We start from the raw sequence: 22,458 nt of genomic DNA, 5'->3' as shown, positions 1-22,458 counted from the left end.
GCCCGGCGGGGTGTGGTCGGAGACGCGTCGAAGCGTCTGAGGCCGGGCGGTTTGCTGCCTGCCCTCCGTCCAACAGTACATGCGCAGAGGTCTGGGCTGGCGACTAACCTGCCTGTGTCGATCGCAGACGAACGGTGGGCCTGCATCGGCCTGTCGCGTCATCAAGATCCGGTACTGGGGGTGGCTCGTCGTCTGCAAAATTTGCAGCTTGCTCTCCAGTTAGTCCCATCGAGTTGCGGAGGATCTGTGCGCCACTTTGGTATCGGTTGCCTTAGCTTCGAACTGGCTGAGTCGGTCGACCCTCCGGAGCTATCGTGGCCTAAGGTCGTCGAGGCAGGTTTGAATGGCCTGCCTTCGGTGGACGACGTCAAGGTCGAGGCTCGCTACTTCAATGGAGGGCCGCTGCAGGACGAGGATGACCCCTTCGACCTTACGTTCGCGCCTCTTCGATTCTCACCTCAACCTATTTCTGGTTTCGTCGAATTTAGGCTGAGAGTTCCCGCCCGACTCCGAAAAGACTTGATCCCTTGGCGAGCGCGAGATTGTGGCGAGAACTTCCTCGTACGGACAATCTACTCGGCGGCCGGGCCGAGTACCATGATCGTCTGCCTCGACCAAATCGAAGAGCCTGCGGGAGACGTCGCAGTCATAGTGGTGCGCGAGTTTCTAAAGCGCCAATTCGGAAGCGACGCTGAAACGCGGCCGACCATGTTGGGTCCGTCTCCGTTTCACGCTGATTGTGCATTAGATGCGGGTGCCAACGGCGGCTTCTCGCATACCCGCACTCCGGGCGAGGAAAAGATTTCCCTGTTCACCTACGATTCCAACAGGTATGGCTCTGAGCTCAACGGCCTTTCTAATCTGCACCTTGAACTTTCTCACGAGCTCGGCGTTTTCTACACTTTGACGCGCTACAGGAACCGCCGACTCTACCGTGCGACTCAGGTTGGCGACGCAACACAGGAGCTCATCCGAGCTCACCGTGCACAGGGTCTGCGGTCTGCGCTTTCCCGCCTGTTCGGGACCGGCCGTCTCGCTCGCGAACTTGGGTTGCGAGTATTAAGTGCGGAACTCGCGGTAGTGCATGATCGTGAGTTCGCTCGTTCCCTGATCTCTGGAGCGTATGCGACAGATGAGGTTCGAGCGTTTCGCGATAATCTGGAATTGGTGGCAGCGGAGGAGTTCCCTGCGTATCTAGAGAACGCCAAGCAGGTGGTTGCACTTCTAGAGGGTGGTCGCGCTAAGGAGCTCGAGATTGCGGTACTCAGTGCGGCGACCCTCGTCGGTGGTGCAGCTGGCGCGGCGGCTGCCTTGATCGCAGGTGCCTAGTCGATGAAATGGTCGCAATTGCGACTGGCGTCGCCTACGGAGCTTGGATCGGCGGCTCAGCGACGGCCCGCCCCTGAGCGCGGCGGAGCGTGACTAGCACAGTTGAGCCGATCACGGCCGCCACGAGCAGCCACGGCAGCAGGACGCCGAGGACGACGACAGCCGCGCCTGCCGCTGAAACGAGGGCGTTCCACCCGGTGCCGAGCGCGTCGACGAAGCCGTCCGGACCACCCGGCGGCGCCACCCCGGGCCGCTCCAGGTGGACCCGCAGCGTGGACAGCTCCACTTGGTCGGCCAGGAGAGCCCGCTGGGACTGCAGCGACTCCAGCTGCTCCTGCCGGCCGGACAGCGCACCCTCGGCGGCCAGCAGGGCGTCGGTGGTGGGGGCCTGGTCGAGCAGGGTCTGCAGCCGGGCCACCGAGGTCTGCAGCGCCGAGATCCGGGCGTCCAGGTCGACGGCCTGGCCGGTCACGTCCGAGCGGTTGACCGACACGCTGGCCACCTCGCCGAGTTCCGCCAGGTCGGCGAGCAGGTCGGTCAGCGCGTCCGCCGGTACCCGGACCACGAGGTCGGCGGAGGCGCCCGTGTCGTCGCCGGTCGCGGTCTGCTCGGTCCGCTCGTCGACCCGGCCGCCGACGGACTCCACCAGCTCGCTCACCCGCTGGGCGCCCTCGGCCGGATCGCCCACGGCCAGGGTGGTGGCGGCGTTCGTGACCACCTGCCGGTCGGCGTCGGCCGCGGCACCGTCGTCGTCGCCGGCTGCACCGCCCTCGTCGGCCACGGCGCCTGCGCCGCCGCCGTCCGCACCGGTCGACTCGCCGTCCGACGGCCCGGAGCACCCGACGACGAGCACCACCGCCGTGAGCGCGACCGCCCTGGTGAGAAGGCTCCTCATGGCGGGACCGTAGGACCTCACCTGTGGCGTGGACCACGATCGATGCCCGATCGTGACGCGGCGGAGCGGCGATCACGAGGCTGGTACGGCTGGGGCGCCCGGGTCGCGGCGGCTCCGCGGGACGGACCGGTCCCCGTCGCCCGGCGGTGTTTCCCGTCACACCGGCCCGGATCGTCCTACCGTCGAGGCATGCACCCCCAGCGCGTCGAACCCTCCTCCGCCCCCCGTTCCGCCGTTCCCGAGCGGGTCCGCTACCTGCACGCGGTGGCCGCCGCCCGCGCGAGCGCCGCGAAGCCCGCCTCGGAGCAGCAGATCGCCGACATCGTCCGCGTCACCGTCGACGACGAGGTGGACACCCGCACCTTCAAGGCGATCGTCTCCGATGTCTCGGACGACCTCCTCCGCTGACAACCCGGGTGCCGGGACGACGGAGGCCCTGGACGAGCGCCGCTAAGCGTTAGTCCTTGCGGCCGGCGTCGACCAGGCGGATCACCGCGGAGCCCTCCTCGTCGGAGGCCTCCAGGTCCACCTCGACGTCGAAGCCCCAGTCGTGGTCGCCCTCGGGGTCGTCGACGATCTGCCGCACCCGCCAGACGCCCGGCTCCGACTTGTCCCAGATCAGCATCGCCGGGCCGCGAGCGTCCCCGCCGGTGCGCACCTCGGCGTGCTCCTCGAAGTAGCCGCGCACGACGGTCTCCCAGCGCTCGGCCGTCCAGCCCGAGCCGGCGTCCAGCTCGCCGAGGTCGTACCACCGGCGGCGGGCCCACAGCTCCACCCGGCGGAACAGCGCGTTGCGCACCATCGCGGTGAACGCGCGCTCGTTGCCGGTGAGCGGACGCGGGCGGGCGGGGACGGCGACCTCGGCCACCGGACCGCCGTCGTCCGGGTGGGTGAGCGCCTCCCACTCGTCCAGCAGTGACGAGTCCACCTGGCGCACGAGCTCGCCCAGCCACTCGACCAGGTCGGTGACCTCCTCGGTGCGGGCGTCCGCGGGCACACCGGACCGCAGCGCCTTGTACGCGTCCGACAGATAGCGCAGCACCGCGCCTTCCGAGCGCGTGAGCCCGTAGGTGTTCACGAACTCCCGGAAGGTGAACGCCCGCTCCCACATCTCGCGGACGACGGCCTTCGGCGACAGGTGCGCGTCGGCGGCCCACGGGTTGGTGCGCACGTACACCTCGAACGCGGCGTCGAGGAGCTCCTCCAGCGGCTTGGGGTACGTGACCTCCTCGAGCAGCTCCATCCGCTCGTCGTACTCGATGCCCTCGGCCTTCATCTGCGCGACGGCCTCGCCCTTGGCCTTGTTCAGCTGCGCGGCGAGGATCTGGCGCGGGTCGTCGAGGGTCGCCTCGATGACGCTGACGACGTCGAGGGCGTAGGTGTCGGACCCTGGGTCGAGCAGGTCGATGGCGGCCAGCGCGAAGGTCGACAGCGGCTGGTTGAGCGCGAAGTCCGGCGGCAGGTCCAGCGTCAGGTCGTAGCGCCGGCCGTCGGGCTCCGGCTCGGGCAGCCGCTCCAGGACGCCGGCCTGCAGCAGCGAGCGCGCGATGCCGATCGCGTCGCGGATGAGCTTCAGCTGCTTCTTGCGCGGCTCGTGGTTGTCGGTGAGCAGCCGGCGCATCGCCGCGAACGGGTCACCGGGGCGGTCGACGACGTCCAGGATCATCGCCGTCGACACCCGCATGTTGCTGGTCAGCTTCTCCGGCTCGCCCTCGACCAGCCGGTTCATCGTCGCCTCGCTCCACGGCACCATGCCGTCGGGCACCTTCTTGCGGACGAGCTTGCGGCGCTTCTTCGGGTCGTCGGCGACCTTGGCGAACTGCTTGAGGTTCTCCACCTCGTGCTCCGGCGCCTGGACGACGACGGTGCCCGCGGTGTCGTAGCCGGCGCGCCCCGCCCGGCCGGCGATCTGGTGGAACTCGCGCACCTGGAGCAGCCGCATGCGGACGCCGTCGTACTTCGACAGCGCCGAGAAGACGACGGTGCGGATGGGCACGTTGATGCCGACCCCGAGGGTGTCGGTGCCGCAGATGACCTTGAGCAGGCCGGCCTGGGCCAGCTGCTCCACCAGCCGCCGGTACTTGGGCAGCATGCCAGCGTGGTGGACGCCGATGCCGTGCCGGACCAGGCGCGAGAGCGTCGTCCCGAAGCTCGAGGTGAACCGGAACCCGCCGATCATGTCGGCGATCGCGGCCTTCTCCTCCTTCGTGCAGACGTTGACGCTCATCAGCGCCTGCGCGCGCTCCAGCGCCGAGGCCTGGGTGAAGTGGACGACGTAGATCGGCGCCTGCCGGGTGTCCAGCAGCTCCTGGATGGTCTCGTGCATCGGCGTCGTCGCGTAGTAGTGGTGCAGCGGGACGGGGCGCTCGGCGTTGGCGACCAGCGCGGTGGGCCGGCCCGTCCGGCGGGTGAGGTCCTCGCGCAGCGACGTGACGTCGCCCAGCGTGGCGCTCATGAGCAGGAACTGGGCCTCCGACAGCTCGAGCAGCGGCACCTGCCAGGCCCAGCCGCGGTCGGGGTCGCCGTAGAAGTGGAACTCGTCCATGACGACGAGGGCGTCGCCCACCCCGTCCGGCCCGCCGCCCTCGCGGAGCGCGACGTTGGCCAGGATCTCCGCGGTGCAGGCGATGATCGGCGCCCCGGCGTTCACCGACGCGTCGCCGGTCAGCATGCCGACGTTGGCCGCGCCGAAGATCCCGCAGAGGGCGAAGAACTTCTCGCTGACCAGCGCCTTGATCGGCGCGGTGTAGTAGCTGCGCCGCCCGGCGGCCAGCGCCGCGTACTGCGCGCCGGTGGCCACGAGCGACTTGCCCGACCCCGTCGGCGTCGCGAGGACCACGTTCGCGCCGCTGACCAGCTCGATCAGCGCCTCCTCCTGCGCCGGGTAGAGCGTCGTGCCGCCGGCCTCGGCCCAGGCGGTGAAGTCGGCGAACAGCTCGTCGGGGTCGGCGCCGCGCGCGCGGAGCGCGGTCAGGTCGGCCGGGTCGTCGAGCAGGGGAGGGGCGACAGTCGTGGTCATCAGGAGGACCAGCGTGCCTGACGGCTGTTCCCTTCCCGCCGACCCCGGCCGGGGCGACCTCACCCCGATGGGGTGACGATCCGGTAACGACGCGTGTGGCGCGCGCGCATGGTGCACACTGGGCATCCGCAAGGTGAACAGCAGGTGAACGAGAGGTGGCCCGTCATGCGCAGCCCCGAGTGCCCGGAGTGCCGGTGGGTGCCCGTCCTCGACGAGTCGGGACGGCGTCGGCTGGAGATGCGCTGGGAGCTGCCCGTGTCCGCCCCCGCGCCGGCCACCCTCGCTGCCGCGACGACCACCCTGGCCCGCGCCGCCTGAGGCGCGGGTTCCGCGCGGGGCGGCGCGGGTAGGCAGGCGGCGAGCGGCCGGGCCAGCAGAGGTCAGGACCGCACAGCGCCCGCCCTGTACCGGAGGACCCCCCGTGTCATCGCCCCGTCCCGAGAGCCAGCCCGCCCAGCAGCAGACCCCGCCGGGGACGCTCGGCGCGATGGACCCCAAGCCCGACCACGGCGAGGAGAGCTACCAGGGCTCCGGCCGGCTCGCCGGCAAGAAGGCCGTCATCACCGGCGGCGACAGCGGCATCGGCCGCGCCGTCGCGATCGCCTTCGCCCGCGAGGGCGCCGACGTCCTCATCTCCTACCTGAACGAGCACGAGGACGCGCAGGACACCGCGAAATACGTCGAGCAGGCCGGGCGCACGTGCGTTCTTGTCCCCGGCGACATCTCCGACCGCGCGCACTGCAAGACGATCATCCCCAAGGCGGTCGAGGCCTTTGGCCGGGTGGACATCCTGGTGAACAACGCCGCCTACCAGATGAGCCACGACTCGCTCGAGGAAATCTCCGACGAGGAGTGGGACTTCACCGTCGCCACCAACCTCTCGGCGATGTTCACGCTCACCAAGGACGCCGTCCCGCACATGCAGCCCGGCGCGTCGATCATCAACTCGTCGTCGGTCAACTCCGACAACCCCAGCCCGAACCTCATCGCCTACGCGATGACCAAGGCCGGCATCGCGAACTTCACCGCCTCGCTCGCGCAGATGCTCGCGGAGAAGGGCATCCGGGCCAACAGCGTCGCGCCCGGGCCGATCTGGACGCCGCTGATCCCGGCCACCATGCCGGAGGAGAAGGTGGAGAGCTTCGGCCAGCAGGTGCCGCTGGGCCGGGCCGGGCAGCCGGCCGAGCTCGCCCCGGTCTACGTGCTGCTGGCCAGCGACGAGGCCTCCTACGTGTCGGGGGCGCGCATCGCGGTCACCGGCGGCAAGCCGATCCTGTAACCCGCCGTGGTCTTCATCTGGAGCAGCGGCTGGGGTCCCCGGCGCCGTCGTCCCCACCGCGGCTACGGCGGCTACGGCGGGCCGGGCTACGGCCGGGGCTACGGTCCGCCGGGGGGTTACGGGTACGGGCCCGGCTACGGCTACGGACGGCGCAACGACACCTGCCTGCGCGACCTGCTGTTCCTCAACACCGGCTGCTGCCTGGCCAACGCGATCGGCTGCGGCGGCGACGCGTTCCTGCTGGCGCCGTCGACCGCCCGCGCCGTCCGCCGGGCCGGCACGGGGGAGCGGGGGAGCCGGCTCGCCGAGCGCCTGGCCGCCGCCGTCCGCGTCTACCAGCGGGAGATCAGCCCGAAGCGGGCACCCTGCTGCGTCTACGAGCCGACCTGCTCGGCCTACGCCGTCGAGGCCCTCGAGCGGCACGGCGCCCGCCGCGGCAGCTGGCTCACCGCCCGCCGGCTGGTGCGCTGCCGGCCGGGCGCGACGGGCGGTGCCGATCCGGTGCCCGACTGAGGTCAGACTGGGCGCGTGCCTGCCGTCGACAACGGAGCCGGTGACCTGGCGGTCACCGGCTCCGTTGTCGTCCCCGCGGCCGCGCTGAGCTGGCGGTTCTCCCGCTCGTCGGGCCCGGGCGGGCAGGGGGTCAACACCGCCGACTCGCGCGTCGAGCTGTCGGTCACGCCCGCGGACCTGCCGGGGCTCACCGATCCCCAGCGGGTCCGGCTGGCGCACCGCCTGAGCGGCCGGCTCGTCGACGGCGTCCTCACCGTCGCCGCCAGCGAGCACCGCCAGCAGCTGCGCAACCGGCAGGCCGCGCGCGAGCGGATGGCCGCCGTCCTCCGGGCCGCGCTGGCGCCGCCGCCACCGGCCCGCCGCCGCACCAAGCCGACCCGCGGCTCGACGGAGCGCCGCATCGAGGCCAAGAAGCAGCGCGGGCAGCTCAAGAAGCAGCGCCGAACCTGGGACTGAGCTGGGCCTAGGACAGCCGGTGCCGCAGGTGCACCGTCACCTGCTCGCCGGCCTCCTGCTTGCCGATGGCGGTGCAGATGGCCGCCCGTAGCGGCAGCCAGTGCGGGCCGGTTCCCGAGGGCATCAGCGTGGCGGCGAACTCGTGCCCGTCGGCGGTGCCGGTGACCTTGACCGCCTTCCGGGTGCCGAGCAGTGCGGCGGAGCCCGGCTCGACGAGGTAGGTCGGGAAGGCGCCGTCCTTCTCGATGGGCGCGGTGAACGTGTGGTCGAGGGGCTGCGGGCTGCTCATGTCCCTGTCGACCGTCCGGACGCCGACAACTCATCGCGCCGCCGCCGGAGGAAGGCGCGCTCGCGCTCGTTGGCGGTGAGGGCCAGGGCGGCGTCGTAGGCGGCGACCGCCTCCTCCACGCGACCCAGCCGGCGCAGCAGGTCGGCCCGCACCGCCGGGAGCAGGTGGTGGCGCAGGTCCAGCCCGTCGACGATCTCCAGGCCGGCCGCAGACCCGGCCACCTCGGCGACGGCGACGGCGCGGTTCAGCGCGACGACCGGTGTCGGCGACACCGCCATCAGCTGGTCGTACAGCGCGACGACCTGGGCCCAGTCGGTCTCCTCGGCGGTGGCCGCGTCGCTGTGCACCGCCGCGATGGCGGCCTGGAGCTGGTAGGGCCCGGGGTGGTTGCGGCGCAGGCACCGGCGGACGAGCTCCTGTCCCTCGGCGACCAGTGCGGCGTCCCAGCGCGTCCGGTCCTGGTCGGCCAGCAGCACCAGGTCGCCGGAGGGCGACGTCCGGGCCGGGCGGCGGGACTCGGTGAGCAGCATCAGCGCCAGCAACCCGGCCACCTCTGGCTCGTCGGGCATGAGCTCGGCCAGGAGCCGCCCGAGGCGGACGGCCTCGGCGCAGAGCTCCGCGCGCACCAGCTCCTCGCCGGCCGAGGCGGTGTACCCCTCGGTGAAGACCAGGTAGACGACGGCCAGCACCGCCGGCAGCCGGTCGGGCAGCTCCGCCTCCGTGGGCACGCGGTAGGGGATGCGGGCGTCGCGGATCTTGGCCTTGGCCCGCACGAGCCGCTGGGCCATCGTCGGCTCGGGCACCAGGAACGCGGCGGCGATCTCCGCGGTCGTCAGCCCGCCGAGCAGCCGCAGCGTCAGGGCCACCTGGGCCGGCACGGCCAGCGCCGGGTGGCAGCAGGTGAAGACCATGCGCAGCCGGTCGTCGGTCACCGCGACCTCCTCGACCGGCTCGGGCTCCCCGCGGAGCAGTTCCGCCTGCACGTGCTTGTCGGTCCGCGCCGCTTCCCGGCGCCAGCGGTCGATCGCCCGGTTGCGGGCCGTCGTGACGATCCACCCCGCCGGACTCGGCGGGATGCCCTCGTCGGGCCACCGGGCCAGCGCGGCGGTGAGCGCGTCCTGCACCGCCTCCTCGGCGGCACCGATGTCGCCGAGGAGACGGGTGAGGACGGCGACGGCGCGGCCGTAGCTCTCCCGGAAGACGGCCTCGACCGCGGCGTCCGGCGACACCGTCAGAAGGCGTCCCGGAACGGCCGCACCTCGATGGGCAGGCCGCTGGCCGATGCCTGCCGACGTCCCCACCCGACGGCGGCATCCAGGTCGGGGACGTCGATCACGGTGATCCCACCCAGGTGCTCGGCGCCCTCGGCGTAGGGGCCGTCGGTGATCAGCACGTCGTTGCCGTCGGGGCGCAGCACGGTCGAGGCGCCGGGATCGTGCAGGCCGCCGGCGAACACCCACGAGCCGGCCGCCTGCAGCTCCTTCCGGACGACGTCGAGGTCGGCCATCACCTGCTGGAGGACCTCCCTGTCCGGTGCCGGTCCGACGGGCTGGTGCATCGCGAGCAGATAGAGAGCCATGGTGTCCTCCTCGGGTCGGCGCCGGCACCGTGCCGGCCGCTCACCCCCTGTACGAGCGGATCCTGCCCGGATCGACACCTCGTGCCGGGAAATCTCATCGGCGGACGCGGGCGAGCACCTCTCCGAGGATCCGGGCGCCGTCCGGGAAGCGACCGGGGTCCGGGCCGGCGAAGCTGAGCCGGAGGAAGGGCGCGGTCGGCTCGGCGGGGAACCACTCGGTGCCCGGTGCGACGACGACGCCGGCGGCCTCGCACCCGGCGACCACCCGGTCCAAGTCGGTGTCGTCGGGCAGCCGCGCCCACAGGTGCAGACCGCCGGCCGGCACCTGCTCGACGTCCACCTGGGGGGTGTGCTCGGCCAGGGCGCCCACCAGCAGGTCGCGCCGGGCCCGCAGCTGGGGGCGGAGGCCGCGCAGGTGGCGCTCCCACGCCGGCTGGGTGACGACGTCGAGGGCGGCGGCCTGCAGGAGCCCGCTGACGTACATCGACTCCGCGGCCCGGTCGGCCAGCAACCGGTCGCGCGCGGCGCCGCGGGCGACCACGGCGGCGACGCGGAGCGCGGGGGAGACGCTCTTGGTCAGCGAGCGCAGATAGACCACATGGCCGGAGTCGTCCGAGGCCGCTACCGGGGTGGGCGTGGTGGTGATGCCGAAGTCGTGGGCCCAGTCGTCCTCGAGCAGGAAGGCGCCGTGCGCGCGCACCACCTCGAGCACCCGCCGCGCGCGGTCGGCCGACCACTGCGCGCCGGTCGGGTTGGCGTAGCTGGGCTGGGCGTAGAACAGCCGCGCGCCCGACGACGCGAAGGCGCGGGACAGCTCGTCCGGGTCGGGGCCGTCGCTGCCGCTGGGCACCGGCACGATGCGCACGCCGGCGCGGGTGGCCGCCTGGATCGCCCCCCAGTACGTCGGCGACTCCATCAGCACCGGCTGCCCGCGGCCCACCAGCGACCGGAACACCGAGCTCAGCCCGCTCTGGCTGCCGGGCAGCACGACGACGTCCCGCGGTGTGGGTGGGGCGACGTCGGCCGGGGTGGCGGCCCGCAGCTCGCCGGCGAACCACGCCTGCAGCTCCGGCAGGCCGGCGGCGGGCGGCCGGGACAGCGCGGCGTCCGTGCGCGCGGCACGGGCGAGCGCGGAGCGGACCAGCCGCTCGGGCAGCAGCTCCCGGTCGGGGAAGCCCGCGTGGAGCGCAACGACGTCGTTGGGCGCGGTGCGCAGGACCGTGGGCAGCCCGGGCGCCGGCGCGGTGGTGCCGCCCATCGCCGTGGTCTGCCAGCCGTAGTCCGCCGGCCGGGCCGCGCGCACCTCGCGAACGAACGTGCCGACACCCGGGCGGGCCTCGACCAGCCCCTGGGCGGTCAGCGTGCGCAGCGCCTTCTGCACGGTGACCGGGCCGGCCTGGTGGCGGGCGGCGAGCTCCCGGGTGGACGGCAGCCGCGCCCCCGGCGGTGCCGTGGCGATCCAGTCCCGGAGCTCGCGGGCGATCCGGCCTCCGCTATCGTCCAGCATGACGGCATACGATAGCGCTACTGTCCTTCGCTCTCGGCCGCTACCGGTGCCTGGAGTCGGGCTCGCGTGGGGGTTGCTCGGCGTCCTGGCCTTCTCCTTCACCGTGCCCTTCACGCGCGTCGCCGTCGCGGGGCTCGACCCGCTGTTCATCGGCTCCGGCCGATCCGTGGTCGCGGCAGGCCTGGCAGCCGTGGCGCTGGCGGTCACCCGGCAGCGACGTCCGCAGGGCACCCAGTGGTGGCGCCTGGCCGTGGTCGCCGGCGGCGTGGGCACGGGATTCCCGCTCCTGACGTCGTTCGCCCTGACGAGCGCCCCCGCCAGCCACGGCGCCGTCGTCATCGCGCTGCTGCCGGCCGCGACCGCCGTGGTCGCCGTGCTGCGGGCCGGTGAGCACCCGCCGACGCCCTTCTGGCTCGCGACCGGCGCGGGTGCCCTGGTCGCCGTCGGCTTCGCCGCTGCTGCGTCAGGTGGCCTCGCCGGCCTGCACCTCGCTGACCTGCTGCTCTTCGGCGCCGTGCTGGCGGCCGCCGTGGGGTACGCCGAGGGCGGCTTGCTGGCCCGCGAGCTCGGTGCCTGGCAGACCATCTCCTGGGCGCTCGTCCTCGCCGCGCCGGTGACCGGCACCCTGACCCTGGTATCGGCCGCGGCCAGCCCGCCCGAGGGCACCCCCGGCCAGTGGGCGGCGTTCGGCTACCTGGCGGCGGTCAGCATGTACCTGGGCTTCTTCGCCTGGTACCGCGGCCTGGCAATCGGCCCGATGGCGCGGGTCAGCCAGATGCAGCTCGTCCAGCCGGTCCTGAGCCTCGTCTGGGCCGGGCTGCTGCTGGGCGAGCAGCTCACCGCCGGCACGCTCGTCGGGGGTCTGGCCGTCGTCCTCTGCGCCGGACTCGCCGTCCGGGTGCGCGCGCGACCGGCACCGGCGGTCGGCGTCAGGGAGCGAGCGGGAACTCCTGCACCACCCGCCAGGACCGAGGCGCTGCGGCCCCCTCGATGAGGAGGACGGTGTCGATGCGGGCACGGACGGGGAGATGGGCGGAGACCTGCTGCTCGGCCCGCCTCAGCGTCGGCAGATCCGCGAGCCTCCGCTCGCCCACCGTGAGGTGCGGCACCGAGTCCTCATGGGCCCCCGCGTACGGCGGGTGCTCCGGAAAAGCCCGGACGATCCCGGTCGTGAGGTTTCGGAACGGCTGAGCCGGATCCGGCGCGAGCCACAGAACGTCCTCGCCGAACCAGGACGTCTCGGCGAACGAGCAGTCGAATGCCGGCATCGCCCGGACCGTTTCGCGAATGGCGTCCAGCGTCTCGGGTCGGCGCGCGGAAGCCGGCTCGACGAATGGATAGAGCACCGTGACGTGCGGTGGTACGGCCCAGGCAGCCGCGCCGTCGAGGTGCCTGCGGTGCTGCCCGACCGCGGCTTCTGCTGCCATGACCGGAAGAAGCGGCAGGATCGGGAGATGACACCGGGCCGAGAGACGTCGTCGCTGCCGTTGCCGGAGTTCGTGAAATGGTCGATCTTCCCGTTCGAGGGCGAATTCCGGGTCCGCCGGCCCAAGCCGCACTACCCGACCGACCGCCCCCGCACGGGAGAGCCGGGCGGCCCGCCCTGTTCCGCGTGCGCGGCAGCGGATGACGAGTACATCTGGGCCGACCGGAACTGGCGGGTCAGCGCGACCAGGCCGTCCGGGGTGCCGGTGCAGCTGTTCCTCGAGACCCGTGCACACGTCGACATGGACGACCTCGACGACCAGCTGGCCGGCGAACTGGGTCAGATGATCGTCCGGCTGGACCGGGCGATCCAGGCGATCGGTGGCATCGGTCGGGTGCACGTCGCGCGCTGGGGCGACGGCGGCTCGCACTTCCACATGTGGTTCTACGCCCGGCCCCGCGGCGCCGGGCAGCTGCTCGGTTTCTGCCTGCCGATGTGGGCGATGATCCTGCCGCCGACCCCGGAGCAGCAGTGGCAGGCCAACGTGGCAGTCGTCGCCGCCGAGCTGGCGAAGGTGAGCGGCACGGCGATCGCCAAGCCCCAGGGGGAGCCCGCCGGGGACAGGTGACGCGCGGTCAGCCGGACGGGGAGTTCTCCCGGGACCGGGGCACCCGGCCCATCAGGTAGAACTCCTCGTTCGGCATGGTGCCGGTCAGGTGCACGAGCCGGTTCGACATCGCGAAGAACGCGCTGATGGCGCCGACGTCCCAGACGTCGTCCTCGGACAACCCGTGCCCGCGCAGCGAGTCCAGATCGGCGGGCGTCACCGTCCACGGTTCGCGTGCGAACCGGATGGCCACCTCGGGGACGGCCCGCTGCCGGTCGTCGATCGCGGCCTTGCGCCAGTCGGTGGCGATCTGGTCGGCCAGGTGCGGATCGCGCGCCCGGATGCGGAGGATCGCCCCGTGCGCGACCACGCAGTAGAGGCAGCGGTTCTCCGCACTCGTGGCGACGACGACCAGCTCGCGGTCGGCCGTGGGCAGCCCCGGCGTGTCCTTGTCCATGAGCGCGTCGTGGTAGGCGAAGAAGGCCCGCCACTCGGCGGGGCGGCGCGCGAGGCTCAGGAAGATGTTCGGCACGAAGCCGGACTTCTCCTCCACCTGGTCCAAGCGCGCCCGTAGGTCGTCCGGCAGCGAGTCCCGCGGGGGCACCTCGAACATGCCGCGACGATAGGGCGTCCGAGGTCAGCGCGGCAGCGGCCGGCGAGTCACCACCCACACCGGGAGCTCGTCGTCGGAGGTGCGCAGCTCGGCGGTCACGTCGAAGCCGAAGCCCCGCAGGAAGCGGACGTTCGCCCACGAGTAGACCGCGGCTGCCGCCAGGTCCTGCAGGGTGTCGCTCCGCACGATCACCGGGGCGAGCACCGCGGCCGCCAGCCCCCGACGGCGGGCGGAGGGCCGGACCCCGAGGTGGGACAGCCACCAGTGCGGCTCGGCGGGCCGGGCGGCACCGACGAGTGCGGCGGTCTCGGCCACCACCCGGGCCCGGTTGCCGGTGATGTGCGGCAGCTCGCGGGCCAGGGCCTCGGCGACGTCCGCCGGCAGGGGAGCGGTGCCCGCCGGCGGCTCCCACGCCGCGACGGCGTCGACGTCGTCGGTGACCCACGTGCTGGCCGTGGCCACCCCGCGGTGCCCCGCGTCGAGCTCGTGCAGGCGGGTGAGCCGCTGCATGCGCCCGTCGTCCGGGAGCGCCCAGCGGGTCCACCGCGAGTCGGCCAGGGCGACGGTCAGCGTCGCGGCGATCCGGGGCACGTCCCGGGTCTCGGCCAGCCGGACGTCGGGTCCCTCCTCGTCCGGGTCGTCGATCCGCCGGATGGTGGGTCCCTGGGTCACCCCGGCATTCGACCACGACCCGGACACGCGAACGGGGGCCGCCCCGGATGGGACGGCCCCCGTTCGGAGGTCCGGTGCGTCAGACGTCGAAGCCCGCGCGGTCGACCTTGCGGTGGAAGCGGTCGCCGAGCTTGCCGCCCAGGATCGCGCCCAGCAGCGTGACCAGGAGGACGGCGACCAGGGCGATGATGCCGCCGGTCGTCAGCGTGCCCTCGTCGATCGGGATGCGCGGGAGGTCCAGCTGCTGGAGCACGTTGTACTCCGAGCCGAAGACCAGGCCCGCGAGAGCGAGCGCCAGCACGACCAGCAGGCCGATCACCCAGACGGCGATGCCCTGGCGGGCACCGTCGAAGCGCGCCATGCGACCGGCGACGTAGCCACCGGCCAGGTAGGCGAGGAAGAGGACGACCAGCAGGACGATGCCGCCCGCGATGCCGATGGTGTCGGCCTGGTCGGCCGCGTCGTCGGCGGCGTCGAGCTGGGAGAGCCCGATGGCCAGGCCGCCCGCGCTGGCCAGGGCGATGAGGATCACGGCGAGCCCGTTGGCGGACAGCCAGCCGAAGAAGGCGGCTCCCCACTTGATGCCGCCGAAGCGGTCGTGCTGGGCGTCGACGGCGTCGCGCGCGGCGCCGCGGGTCGCCGAGGCGCCCGGGGCCCGGCCGTCGCCGGGAATCGGGTCGGATGTGGCCATGAGATGGATTCCTTCGAGGTGGTGCGGCACGGCCAGGGATTGGACCGGGTGGTGCAGGGGCGGCGGCGGCGCGGGCCGGGGCCCGCGCCGCCGTCCGATCAGCTCCGGCGAGTGGTCTCGTCGTCGAGCTCGATCTGCTCCTTACGCACCGTCTCGTTGATGGTCTCCTGCTCGGTCACCGTCTGGGTGTCCAGGCGCACGCGCTCGACCGGCACGGCCTCCTTGGCGACGACGGGGCGCTCGGCGTGGAGCACCACCTCGTGCTCCTCCTCGGAGATGGCCGGGCCGTCGAGGGCGTTGCCCACGTTGGCGTCGGTGATCGGCTCGCGCTCGACGCGGATCTCCTCGTGCGAGACCGGGACGGTCTGCGTGACGTTCTCGGTGACGACGTACTTGCGCAGCCGGACGCGACCGGCCTCGACGCGCTCGGTGCCGACGCGGAGCTGCTCCTCCGAGCGGGTCATGGCGTTGTCGGTCGTCGGGCCCGAGGTGTCGTGGCCGACGGTGCCGTGAGTGTTCGTGCGGTCGGTGGTCGTGGTGTCGGTGTAGGCGGTCTCCGTGCCCGACCCGATGCCGTAGTAGCGGTAGAGCTCGGCCTCCTCCTCGGGGGAGAGGTGGCCGTCGGTGTCGATCTGGGGGGCGTTCTTGACCTTGTCCTTGTCGTAGGGCAGGCGGAGGTCGCTGCCCGACAGGTCGGCCTCGGCGAGCGGGACGAAGGACTCCTTGGTCCCGAACAGGCCGGTGTGGACGGTCGCCCACTCGGGACGGCCCGTCTCGTCGTCCAGGTAGACCTCGCCGACGGTGCCGATCTTGCCGTCCGTGCCGTGGGCGGTGCTGCCGATGACGGTGCTGAGCTGCTGCTCGGTGATCACGTGCGCTCCTCGCGGGTTCAGAACTGGGTTTTCCGATTGCGGTCTCACCTCGGGGGTACGTGCTCACCGCCGAGGGCCGGTCACGGACATGCCCCCGCTGTTTACGACGTAAACAGCGACCCGCATGTTGAGGAGCTCACTCCCGGTCGTCCCCTCGCCCGGGCGCCCGGCCCTCCCGCAGCACCAGCTCCAGCCGCTCGAGCAGGTTCTCCAGCGCCTCCTCGAACTCCGCGGCCGACTCGTCCAGCGAGAGCAGCGGCTCCAGGCGCACGACCGTCGGGTACTCGCTCAGGTCGGTGGCCGCCTGCGCCTCCTCGACGCCTTCGGGCTTGTCCTCCGCGTTGACCGCCACACCCTGCTGCGAGACCTCCAGCAGCAGGTGGCCCAGCAGGAAGCTCGAGTAGGCGCGGTAGGCCGACACCGCCGCCTCCTCGGAGAAGCCGCTGTCGATCAGCGCGACCAGGAACGACTCCACCCAGCGCAGGCTCCGCAGCGGCGGCCGCACCCACGGTGCCGCCGGCGGACGCGTGGCCACCAACGGGAACACCTCGGGGTGCGCCAGCGCGATGCGGCGGACGCCGTGCGCCAGCCGCTGCAGGTAGTCCTGCCAACCGTGCCCCGGCGTCAGGTGCACGTCGGGATCGCCGTACAGCTCGTCGACGACGGCCTCCACCACGCCGTCGAGCAGGTTATCCCGGCTGGGCACGTAGCGGTACAGGGCCATCGCCTCGACGCCGAGGTGGGCGCCCAGCCGCCGCATGGTGAGCGCGGCCAGGCCGTGCGCGTCGATGAACTCGACGGCCGCGCCGATGATGCGGCGCCGGTCCAGTGCGGTGCGGCCCGATCCCGGCGGCGCGGCGGGCATCACGGCGGCCATGCCGCCCCGGCCCTCGCGGCTGTCGGGATCGGCGTCTGCTCGGGGCAGGTCCACGATCGTCGCCTTCCTCTCGATCCGGGTCCCCCGCGGCCGATCATGCCTCAGCCGCTCACCGCACCGGTCGGAGCGGTGTGAGTTCCTGTGCACCCAGCGTTGACGCCGGTGTGCACCCGGGGAAACGACCGGGGCCCAGTCTCGGTGCATGCCCGCCGCCGTCGCCCCCGAGTCCGCAGGTCGCGGTGCCGCCGTGCTCCGGACGACGGCGACGCACTGCCCGTACTGCTCACTGCAGTGCGGCATGGCCGTGACCGCGGGGGACCGCCCGGCGACGCTCGTCCCGCTGGACTTCCCGACCAACCGCGGGGGCCTGTGCTCGAAGGGCTGGTCGTCGACCGAGCTGCTCGACCACCCCGAGCGGCTCACCCGCCCGCTCGTGCGCGCGGTGCCCGGCGACCGGACCAGCCCGCTGGTCGAGGCCTCCTGGGACGACGCCCTCGACCGGGTGGTCGGGGCGATCGAGCGGACCCAGCAACTGCACGGCCGCGACGCCGTGGGCTGCTTCGGCGGGGGATCGCTCACCAACGAGCAGGCCTACCAGTTCGGCAAGTTCGCCCGGGTAGCGCTGCGCACCAGCGCCATCGACTACAACGGCCGCTTCTGCATGAGCTCGGCGGCCGGCGCGGCCAACCGCGCCTTCGGGCTCGACCGCGGCCTGCCCTTCCCGCTCAGCGACATCGCCGACGCCGACGTCGTCGTGCTCGTCGGCTCCAACCCGGCCGACACCATGCCGCCGGCCATGCAGTGGTTCGACGCCGGCCGCGAGCGGGGCGCCCGGCACATCGTGATCGACCCCCGCCGCACCGCCACCGCCCGCGGGGCCGGCCTCCACCTGCAGCCGCTGCCGGGCACCGACCTGGCGCTGGCCAACGGCCTGCTGCACATCGCGATCGCCGAGGGGCTGGTCGACGAGGCCTACGTCGCGGCCCGCACGAGCGGGTTCGACGACGTCCGCGCCGGTGCCGCCGCCTACTGGCCCGACCGCGTCGAGCGGATCACCGGGGTGCCCGTCGAGCAGCAGCGGGAGACCGTGCACGCCCTGGCCGGGGCGGACCGGGCGATCGTGCTCACCGCGCGCGGCGCCGAGCAGCACCGCAGCGGCACAGACACCGCCCAGGCCTGGATCAACCTGGCGCTGGCGCTGGGCCTCCCCGGCCGGCCGGGCAGCGGCTGGGGCACGGTCACCGGCCAGGGCAACGGGCAGGGCGGCCGGGAGCACGGGCAGAAGGCCGACCAGCTGCCCGGCTACCGGTCCCTGGCGGACCCGGCCGCCCGGGCGCACGTCGCCGGGGTGTGGGGTGTCGACCCCGACGACCTGCCGATGCCGGGGCGGTCGGCCTTCGAGCTGCTCGACGCGCTCGGTTCCGACGGCGGCGTCCGCACCCTGCTCGTGCTGGCGTCCAACGTGGCGGTCAGCGCGCCGGACGCCCGCCGGGTGATCAGCCGGCTGCAGCGCCTGGACTTCCTCGTGGTCAGCGACTTCTTCCTCTCCGAGACCGCCGAGCTCGCCGACGTCGTCCTGCCCAGCGCCATGTGGGCGGAGGAGGCGGGCACGATGACCAACCTCGAGGGCCGCGTCGTCCGCCGCCGGCGGGCGCTGGACCCGCCCGCCGGGGTGCCCGACGACCTGCAGCTGCTCGCCACGCTCGCCGGCCGGCTCGGTGCCGGCGAGCTGTTCAGCGGCGACCCGGAGACGGTCTTCGAGGAGCTGCGCCGGGCCAGCGCCGGGGGAGCGGCGGACTACTCCGGGATCAGCTACGCGCGCATCGACGCCGAGGACGGCGTCTTCTGGCCCTGTCCCGCGCCGGACCACCCCGGGACCCCGCGGCTGTTCACCGAGCGGTTCGCCACCCCCGACGGCCGGGCCCGGTTCCTGCGCGTCGAGCACGTCGAGGCGCACGAGGTCCCCGACGCCGAGTACCCCCTCGTGCTCACCACCGGTCGGGTGCTGGCGCAGTACCAGTCCGGCACGCAGACCCGGCGCTCGCGCAGCCTGCAGCTGGTCGCGCCCACGCCCCGCGCGGAGCTGCACCCCGACCTCGCCCGGCGCCTCGGCATCAGCCAGGACGACGTCGTCGAGTTGGCCACCCGCCGCGGCCGGGCCCGCTTCCACGCGCAGGTCACCGACGCGATCCGCGCGGACGTCGTCTTCGCGCCGTTCCACTGGGGTGGTGGCTCCAGCGCCAACGCGCTCACCGATCCGGCGCTCGACCCGACGTCGCGGATGCCCGCCTTCAAGGTCTGCGCCGTCGCCGTCGTCCGCATCGGCGGGCCGGAGGAGCGGATCACCCCGCCGGCACCGGCCGACCAGCCGCAGCCCCGCCCCCACCAGCTGCCCCCGTCCACCCGTCCCCGGCCTCCCGCCCGGAGCAGAAGGAGCACGTCCGTGAAGAGCACCCCCCGGTTCCTGCAAGGCGTCTTCCCGATCACCGGGGAGGGGCTGACCAAGCCCGGCCCGGTGGATCCCGCGCTCCGCTACACCGTGCCGGCGGGGTGCTCGGCCCAGGCGCTGTACCTGCGGGCCGGCAACTCCACCGCCGAGCTGGTCTACGTGCTCCTGCTGCGCGACGGCGAGCCGATGCGCTGGTTCCCCGTCGGCGCCAAGGCCGACACGCACGTGCCGCTCCGGGTGGTCGAGGACCTGCCCGGCGGCTCGGTCGTCGAGCTGCACGCCGCGGCACCCGAGGGTGTCACCGGCGAGCTGGTGGTCGACCTCGGGCTGGTGGAGGTCTGATGCGGGTCCTCGGTGGCCGCCCGGAAGGCGTGACGTCCCTGCACGTGGACGACGGGCTGGAGGAGCGCGCGCGGCTGGTCGTCGTCGGCAACGGCATGGCCGGGGCCCGCTTCGTCGAGGAGGTGCTCGATCGCGGAGGGGACGAGCAGTTCGCGATCACCGTCCTCGGCGACGAGCCGCACGGCAACTACAACCGGATCATGCTCTCGCCGGTGCTGGCGGGGGAGTCGCACGAGGACGACATCGTCCTCAACAGCCATGACTGGTACGCCGACAACGGCGTCACGCTGCGCGCCGGCGTCCGGGTCGAGCGGATCGACACCGCCGCCAAGCAGGTGCACGCCGACGACGGCACCGTCACCCCCTACGACCACCTGGTGCTCGCCACCGGCAGCTACTCCTTCGTGCCGCCCATGGCCGGGGTGCGCCGGGACGACGGCTCGCTGCTCCCGGGGGTGTACGGCTTCCGCACCATCGACGAAACGCGGGCGATGCTCGAGGCCACCGGCCGCTGCACCAAGGCCGTGGTCATGGGCGGGGGGCTGCTCGGCCTGGAGGCGGCCCGCGCGCTGCAGGGTCACGGGCTGAAGGTCGAGCTGGTGCACGCCATGCCGTGGCTGATGAATGCGCAGCTGTCCCGCGAGGCCGGGGCGATCCTGGAGCAGAGCGTGCGGTCCCTGGGCATCGCGGTGCACCTCGACGTCCTGGCCACGGAGGTGCTGGGCGACGAGCACGTCGAGGGCGTGCTGCTCAAGGACGGCCGGCGGCTGGACTGCGACCTGCTGGTGGTCGCGGCCGGCGTCCGCCCGCACACCGACGTCGCCGTCCGGTCGGGGCTGGAGGTGCAGCGCGCGATCGTCGTCGACGACCAGCTCCGCACCGACGATCCCGACGTCTACGCGATCGGCGAGTGCGCCCAGCACCGCGGTGAGGTGTACGGCCTGGTCGCCCCGGCCTGGGAGCACGCGAAGGTGCTGGCCGACGTCCTCACCGGCACCGACCCGGACGCCGAGTACACCGGCAGCCGGACCGCCACCAAGCTCAAGGTGGCCGGCGTCGACGTCGCCGTCATGGGGGTGAGCACGCCCGAGCGGGACGACGACGAGTTCCTCGTCATCTCCGAGCCCAAGCGCGGCGTGCACCTGTCGGTCGTCGTCCGCGACGACACGCTCGTGGGCGCGACCCTGCTCGGCGACACCCGCAAGGTCGCGTTCCTGACCCAGGCGTTCGACCGCGGCGCGCCGCTGCCGGAGGAGCGGATCCGGCTGCTGGTCGACCTCTCCGACGGCGTCGAGGAGGTGGGCGTCGCCGAGATGCCGGCCGACTCGCAGGTCTGCAACTGCAACGGCGTCTCCAAGGGCGACATCTGCGGTGCGGTGGCCGACGGCTGCGGCAGCGTCGGCGCGGTCATGGACCGCACCCGCGCCGGCAAGGGCTGCGGCTCGTGCAAGTCGCTGGTCAAGCAGATCGTGGAGTGGGCGGCCGACGGCGACCTGGCCGAGGACCCCGCGGCGTCCTGGTACGTGCCGGGCATCCCGATGGCCAAGCGGGAGCTCGTCGCCGCCATCCGGGAGCAGGACCTGCGCAGCGTCTCGGCGGTCTTCGCCGCGCTCGCGCCCGGCGGCAAGGAGGACGCGAAGTCGAAGATGGGCCTCACCTCGCTGCTCAAGATGCTGTGGGGCGCGGACTTCGTCCCGCAGAAGGACGGCGAGTTCATCAACGACCGCGTGCACGCCAACATCCAGCGCGACGGCACGTTCTCCGTCGTCCCGCAGATGAAGGGCGGGGTGACCACGCCGGCCCAGCTGCGTCGCATCGCCGACGTCGCCGAGAAGTACGAGGTGCCGATGGTGAAGGTGACCGGCGGCCAGCGGATCGACCTGCTCGGCGTCCGCAAGGAGGACCTGCCGGCGATGTGGGCCGACCTCGGCATGCCCAGCGGCTACGCCTACGGCAAGAGCATGCGCACCGTGAAGACGTGCGTCGGCTCGGACTTCTGCCGGTTCGGGCTGGGCGACTCCACCCAACTGGGCATCGACCTGGAGACCCGGTTCCAGGGCATCGAGAGCCCGGCCAAGATCAAGATGGCCGTCGTCGGGTGCCCGCGGAACTGTGCCGAGGCCTACGTGAAGGACGTCGGGGTCGTCGCCGTCGGCAACGGGAAGTGGGAGGTCTACGTCGGCGGCGCGGCCGGCGCGTCGGTGCGCAAGGGCGACCTGCTGGCGACGGTGTCCTCGCCGGAGGAGGTGCTCACGCTCACCGGCCGCTTCGTGCAGTACTACCGGGAGAACGCCAACTGGCTCGAGCGCACCTACGACTTCGTGCCCCGCGTCGGCCTGGAGGCGATCCGGGCGGTGCTGGCCGACGACGAGGCGTGCGCCGATCTCGACGCCGGCATCCAGCGCTCGATCGACGCCTACAGCGACCCGTGGGGCCAGGACGGCGCCGAGCCGGCCACCCCGGGCCAGTTCCGCACCGCGCTCCCGATGGTCGACCTGCCGAAGGTGCCGGTCCGATGAGCGCCCCGCACCTGGCGGCCGCCCGCCCCACCACGCCCGGCACCGAGCTGGGCACGCCGGCCACCGACGTCCCGCCCGGCACCGTCCCGGCGGGCCCGGGCGTCGAGCACGCCGTCGGCCGGCTCGAGGACATCCCGATGGGGGAGGGGCGGGCCTTCGTCGCCGGCGGGGTGCCGGTGGCGGTGTTCCGGCTGCGGGACGGCTCGCTGCACGCGACCCAGGCCGCCTGCCCGCACGCCGGCGGACCGCTGGCCGACGGGCAGACCGACGTCGACGTGCTGGTCTGCCCGCTGCACCTGTACGCCTACCGGTGGTCCGACGGCGCGGCGACCAGCGGCGCGGCGCCCCTGCGGCTCTTCCCCGTCCGCGAGCACGACGGCGAGCTCCTGGTCACCGTCTGACAGTGAGGATGTGGGCGAGCCCCGCAGCGGTCGTTCCTGACCCACCGACTGACTGACTTCGGGTCTTCAACGGGATCTGTCGGTTCGGTCCGCTGCGGGGCTCGCTTGCACTCACCGGTCGAG

The 22,458-nt window shown here is 73.0% G+C and carries 23 protein-coding genes; 11 read left to right on the top strand and 12 right to left on the bottom strand.

The annotated features are described in order from the left end of the window. The first annotated feature begins 357 nt into the window (after positions 1 to 357). Positions 358 to 1,329: a hypothetical protein gene (locus DQ239_RS20095; RefSeq protein ID WP_147252004.1), complete on the top strand. Its 972-nt coding sequence runs from the start codon at positions 358 to 360 to the stop codon at positions 1,327 to 1,329. Between the two features lie 34 nt (positions 1,330 to 1,363). Here the strand turns inward: DQ239_RS20095 and DQ239_RS05125 are convergent, their stop codons facing one another. Further along, entirely contained in the window at positions 1,364 to 2,224 is an 861-nt protein-coding gene (locus tag DQ239_RS05125; protein ID WP_113833354.1) for a DUF4349 domain-containing protein, read from the bottom strand. A gap of 189 nt (positions 2,225 to 2,413) precedes the next feature. On the opposite strand from DQ239_RS05125, the gene DQ239_RS05120 reads away from it, so the two are divergent. Continuing rightward, positions 2,414 to 2,632 carry a hypothetical protein gene (locus DQ239_RS05120; protein WP_113833353.1) on the top strand — a complete coding sequence of 73 codons (219 nt, stop codon included), beginning with the start codon at positions 2,414 to 2,416 and terminating at the stop codon, positions 2,630 to 2,632. A gap of 49 nt (positions 2,633 to 2,681) precedes the next feature. Here the strand turns inward: DQ239_RS05120 and DQ239_RS05115 are convergent, their stop codons facing one another. Beyond that, on the bottom strand, positions 2,682 to 5,243 hold the full coding sequence (locus DQ239_RS05115) for a DEAD/DEAH box helicase (protein ID WP_113833352.1): 2,562 nt from the start codon (positions 5,241 to 5,243) through the stop codon (positions 2,682 to 2,684). A gap of 165 nt (positions 5,244 to 5,408) precedes the next feature. Here DQ239_RS05115 and DQ239_RS20285 point away from each other — a divergent pair, with 165 nt between their 5' ends. From DQ239_RS20285 to arfB, 4 genes are all read left to right on the top strand, one after another. Next, on the top strand, positions 5,409 to 5,561 hold the full coding sequence (locus DQ239_RS20285; RefSeq protein WP_158544786.1) for a hypothetical protein: 153 nt from the start codon (positions 5,409 to 5,411) through the stop codon (positions 5,559 to 5,561). A 103-nt stretch (positions 5,562 to 5,664) separates the two neighbouring features. Further along, positions 5,665 to 6,522, top strand: a complete 858-nt coding sequence (locus DQ239_RS05110) for a glucose 1-dehydrogenase (protein WP_199582682.1) — start codon at positions 5,665 to 5,667, stop codon at positions 6,520 to 6,522. A gap of 6 nt (positions 6,523 to 6,528) precedes the next feature. Then, positions 6,529 to 7,035 (top strand): membrane protein insertion efficiency factor YidD, encoded by a 507-nt coding sequence (gene yidD, locus DQ239_RS05105; protein ID WP_113833351.1) that lies wholly within the window; start codon positions 6,529 to 6,531, stop codon positions 7,033 to 7,035. A 15-nt stretch (positions 7,036 to 7,050) separates the two neighbouring features. Next, positions 7,051 to 7,491 (top strand): alternative ribosome rescue aminoacyl-tRNA hydrolase ArfB, encoded by a 441-nt coding sequence (gene arfB, locus DQ239_RS05100; RefSeq protein WP_113833350.1) that lies wholly within the window; start codon positions 7,051 to 7,053, stop codon positions 7,489 to 7,491. A 7-nt stretch (positions 7,492 to 7,498) separates the two neighbouring features. Here arfB and DQ239_RS05095 read toward each other — a convergent pair whose 3' ends face one another. The 4 genes from DQ239_RS05095 to DQ239_RS05080 form a co-directional block, all read right to left on the bottom strand. After that, complete coding sequence (locus DQ239_RS05095) at positions 7,499 to 7,780, bottom strand: DUF1905 domain-containing protein (RefSeq protein WP_113833349.1); 282 nt, start codon at positions 7,778 to 7,780, stop codon at positions 7,499 to 7,501. After that, positions 7,777 to 9,009 (bottom strand): RNA polymerase sigma factor, encoded by a 1,233-nt coding sequence (locus DQ239_RS05090; RefSeq protein WP_113833348.1) that lies wholly within the window; start codon positions 9,007 to 9,009, stop codon positions 7,777 to 7,779. The genes DQ239_RS05095 and DQ239_RS05090 overlap by 4 nt, the downstream gene beginning before the upstream one ends. Positions 9,010 to 9,011: 2 nt before the next feature. Further along, positions 9,012 to 9,359: a YciI family protein gene (locus DQ239_RS05085; protein ID WP_113833347.1), complete on the bottom strand. Its 348-nt coding sequence runs from the start codon at positions 9,357 to 9,359 to the stop codon at positions 9,012 to 9,014. 94 nt (positions 9,360 to 9,453) lie between these two features. Next, the gene (locus tag DQ239_RS05080; RefSeq protein WP_113833346.1) at positions 9,454 to 10,866 is read right to left on the bottom strand and encodes a PLP-dependent aminotransferase family protein; all 1,413 of its coding nucleotides are present in this window, start codon (positions 10,864 to 10,866) and stop codon (positions 9,454 to 9,456) included. A 46-nt stretch (positions 10,867 to 10,912) separates the two neighbouring features. Here DQ239_RS05080 and DQ239_RS05075 point away from each other — a divergent pair, with 46 nt between their 5' ends. Beyond that, on the top strand, positions 10,913 to 11,860 hold the full coding sequence (locus DQ239_RS05075) for a DMT family transporter (protein WP_199582679.1): 948 nt from the start codon (positions 10,913 to 10,915) through the stop codon (positions 11,858 to 11,860). Here the strand turns inward: DQ239_RS05075 and DQ239_RS05070 are convergent. Beyond that, complete coding sequence (locus DQ239_RS05070) at positions 11,796 to 12,293, bottom strand: 2'-5' RNA ligase family protein (RefSeq protein WP_113833344.1); 498 nt, start codon at positions 12,291 to 12,293, stop codon at positions 11,796 to 11,798. The two genes, DQ239_RS05075 and DQ239_RS05070, sit on opposite strands and share 65 nt — an antisense overlap. A gap of 27 nt (positions 12,294 to 12,320) precedes the next feature. Between DQ239_RS05070 and DQ239_RS05065 the strand changes: the two genes are divergently transcribed. After that, complete coding sequence (locus tag DQ239_RS05065) at positions 12,321 to 12,920, top strand: hypothetical protein (protein ID WP_113833343.1); 600 nt, start codon at positions 12,321 to 12,323, stop codon at positions 12,918 to 12,920. Positions 12,921 to 12,927: 7 nt separating this feature from the next. Here DQ239_RS05065 and DQ239_RS05060 read toward each other — a convergent pair whose 3' ends face one another. The 5 genes from DQ239_RS05060 to DQ239_RS05040 all read right to left on the bottom strand — a co-directional run bounded on the left by DQ239_RS05060 (position 12,928) and on the right by DQ239_RS05040 (position 16,678). After that, positions 12,928 to 13,512 carry a peroxidase-related enzyme gene (locus tag DQ239_RS05060; RefSeq protein WP_113833342.1) on the bottom strand — a complete coding sequence of 195 codons (585 nt, stop codon included), beginning with the start codon at positions 13,510 to 13,512 and terminating at the stop codon, positions 12,928 to 12,930. Between the two features lie 24 nt (positions 13,513 to 13,536). Then, on the bottom strand, positions 13,537 to 14,184 hold the full coding sequence (locus tag DQ239_RS05055) for an N-acetyltransferase (RefSeq protein ID WP_113833341.1): 648 nt from the start codon (positions 14,182 to 14,184) through the stop codon (positions 13,537 to 13,539). Positions 14,185 to 14,263: 79 nt separating this feature from the next. Continuing rightward, a complete protein-coding gene (locus tag DQ239_RS05050; RefSeq protein ID WP_113833340.1) occupies positions 14,264 to 14,875 on the bottom strand; it encodes a hypothetical protein in 612 nt (203 codons plus the stop codon). A 98-nt stretch (positions 14,876 to 14,973) separates the two neighbouring features. After that, on the bottom strand, positions 14,974 to 15,747 hold the full coding sequence (locus tag DQ239_RS05045) for a PRC and DUF2382 domain-containing protein (protein ID WP_113833339.1): 774 nt from the start codon (positions 15,745 to 15,747) through the stop codon (positions 14,974 to 14,976). 136 nt (positions 15,748 to 15,883) lie between these two features. Further along, positions 15,884 to 16,678, bottom strand: a complete 795-nt coding sequence (locus DQ239_RS05040; protein WP_233488776.1) for a TetR/AcrR family transcriptional regulator C-terminal domain-containing protein — start codon at positions 16,676 to 16,678, stop codon at positions 15,884 to 15,886. A 148-nt stretch (positions 16,679 to 16,826) separates the two neighbouring features. On the opposite strand from DQ239_RS05040, the gene DQ239_RS05035 reads away from it, so the two are divergent. Genes DQ239_RS05035 through DQ239_RS05025 form a run of 3 tightly spaced genes read left to right on the top strand, consistent with a single transcriptional unit; the run spans position 16,827 to position 22,335 of the window. Beyond that, the gene (locus DQ239_RS05035) at positions 16,827 to 19,415 is read left to right on the top strand and encodes a molybdopterin oxidoreductase family protein (RefSeq protein WP_113833338.1); all 2,589 of its coding nucleotides are present in this window, start codon (positions 16,827 to 16,829) and stop codon (positions 19,413 to 19,415) included. Further along, positions 19,415 to 21,934 (top strand): nitrite reductase large subunit NirB, encoded by a 2,520-nt coding sequence (nirB, locus tag DQ239_RS05030; RefSeq protein WP_113833337.1) that lies wholly within the window; start codon positions 19,415 to 19,417, stop codon positions 21,932 to 21,934. The genes DQ239_RS05035 and nirB overlap by 1 nt, the downstream gene beginning before the upstream one ends. Next, the gene (locus DQ239_RS05025) at positions 21,931 to 22,335 is read left to right on the top strand and encodes a Rieske (2Fe-2S) protein (RefSeq protein WP_113833336.1); all 405 of its coding nucleotides are present in this window, start codon (positions 21,931 to 21,933) and stop codon (positions 22,333 to 22,335) included. Before nirB ends, DQ239_RS05025 begins: the two co-directional genes overlap by 4 nt. Positions 22,336 to 22,458: the final 123 nt, after the last annotated feature.

It is taken from the genome of Blastococcus sp. TF02-09 (genome assembly GCF_003319105.1).
GTDB lineage: Bacteria > Actinomycetota > Actinomycetes > Mycobacteriales > Geodermatophilaceae > Blastococcus.
Note: the sequence above shows the minus strand (reverse complement) of the source record. Positions and strands in the feature narration are given on the sequence as shown.

What these genes read in the sequence shown, in the direction of transcription:
- DQ239_RS05125 (WP_113833354.1), bottom strand. Translation starts at nt 2,224, where the DNA reads ATGAGGAGCCTTCTCACCAGGGCGGTCGCGCTCACGGCGGTGGTGCTC.
- DQ239_RS05120 (WP_113833353.1), top strand. Translation starts at nt 2,414, where the DNA reads ATGCACCCCCAGCGCGTCGAACCCTCCTCCGCCCCCCGTTCCGCCGTT.
- DQ239_RS05115 (WP_113833352.1), bottom strand. Translation starts at nt 5,243, where the DNA reads ATGACCACGACTGTCGCCCCTCCCCTGCTCGACGACCCGGCCGACCTG.
- DQ239_RS20285 (WP_158544786.1), top strand. Translation starts at nt 5,409, where the DNA reads ATGCGCAGCCCCGAGTGCCCGGAGTGCCGGTGGGTGCCCGTCCTCGAC.
- DQ239_RS05095 (WP_113833349.1), bottom strand. Translation starts at nt 7,780, where the DNA reads ATGAGCAGCCCGCAGCCCCTCGACCACACGTTCACCGCGCCCATCGAG.
- DQ239_RS05085 (WP_113833347.1), bottom strand. Translation starts at nt 9,359, where the DNA reads ATGGCTCTCTATCTGCTCGCGATGCACCAGCCCGTCGGACCGGCACCG.
- DQ239_RS05080 (WP_113833346.1), bottom strand. Translation starts at nt 10,866, where the DNA reads ATGCTGGACGATAGCGGAGGCCGGATCGCCCGCGAGCTCCGGGACTGG.
- DQ239_RS05070 (WP_113833344.1), bottom strand. Translation starts at nt 12,293, where the DNA reads ATGGCAGCAGAAGCCGCGGTCGGGCAGCACCGCAGGCACCTCGACGGC.
- DQ239_RS05065 (WP_113833343.1), top strand. Translation starts at nt 12,321, where the DNA reads ATGACACCGGGCCGAGAGACGTCGTCGCTGCCGTTGCCGGAGTTCGTG.
- DQ239_RS05060 (WP_113833342.1), bottom strand. Translation starts at nt 13,512, where the DNA reads ATGTTCGAGGTGCCCCCGCGGGACTCGCTGCCGGACGACCTACGGGCG.
- DQ239_RS05050 (WP_113833340.1), bottom strand. Translation starts at nt 14,875, where the DNA reads ATGGCCACATCCGACCCGATTCCCGGCGACGGCCGGGCCCCGGGCGCC.
- DQ239_RS05035 (WP_113833338.1), top strand. Translation starts at nt 16,827, where the DNA reads ATGCCCGCCGCCGTCGCCCCCGAGTCCGCAGGTCGCGGTGCCGCCGTG.
- nirB (WP_113833337.1), top strand. Translation starts at nt 19,415, where the DNA reads ATGCGGGTCCTCGGTGGCCGCCCGGAAGGCGTGACGTCCCTGCACGTG.
- DQ239_RS05025 (WP_113833336.1), top strand. Translation starts at nt 21,931, where the DNA reads ATGAGCGCCCCGCACCTGGCGGCCGCCCGCCCCACCACGCCCGGCACC.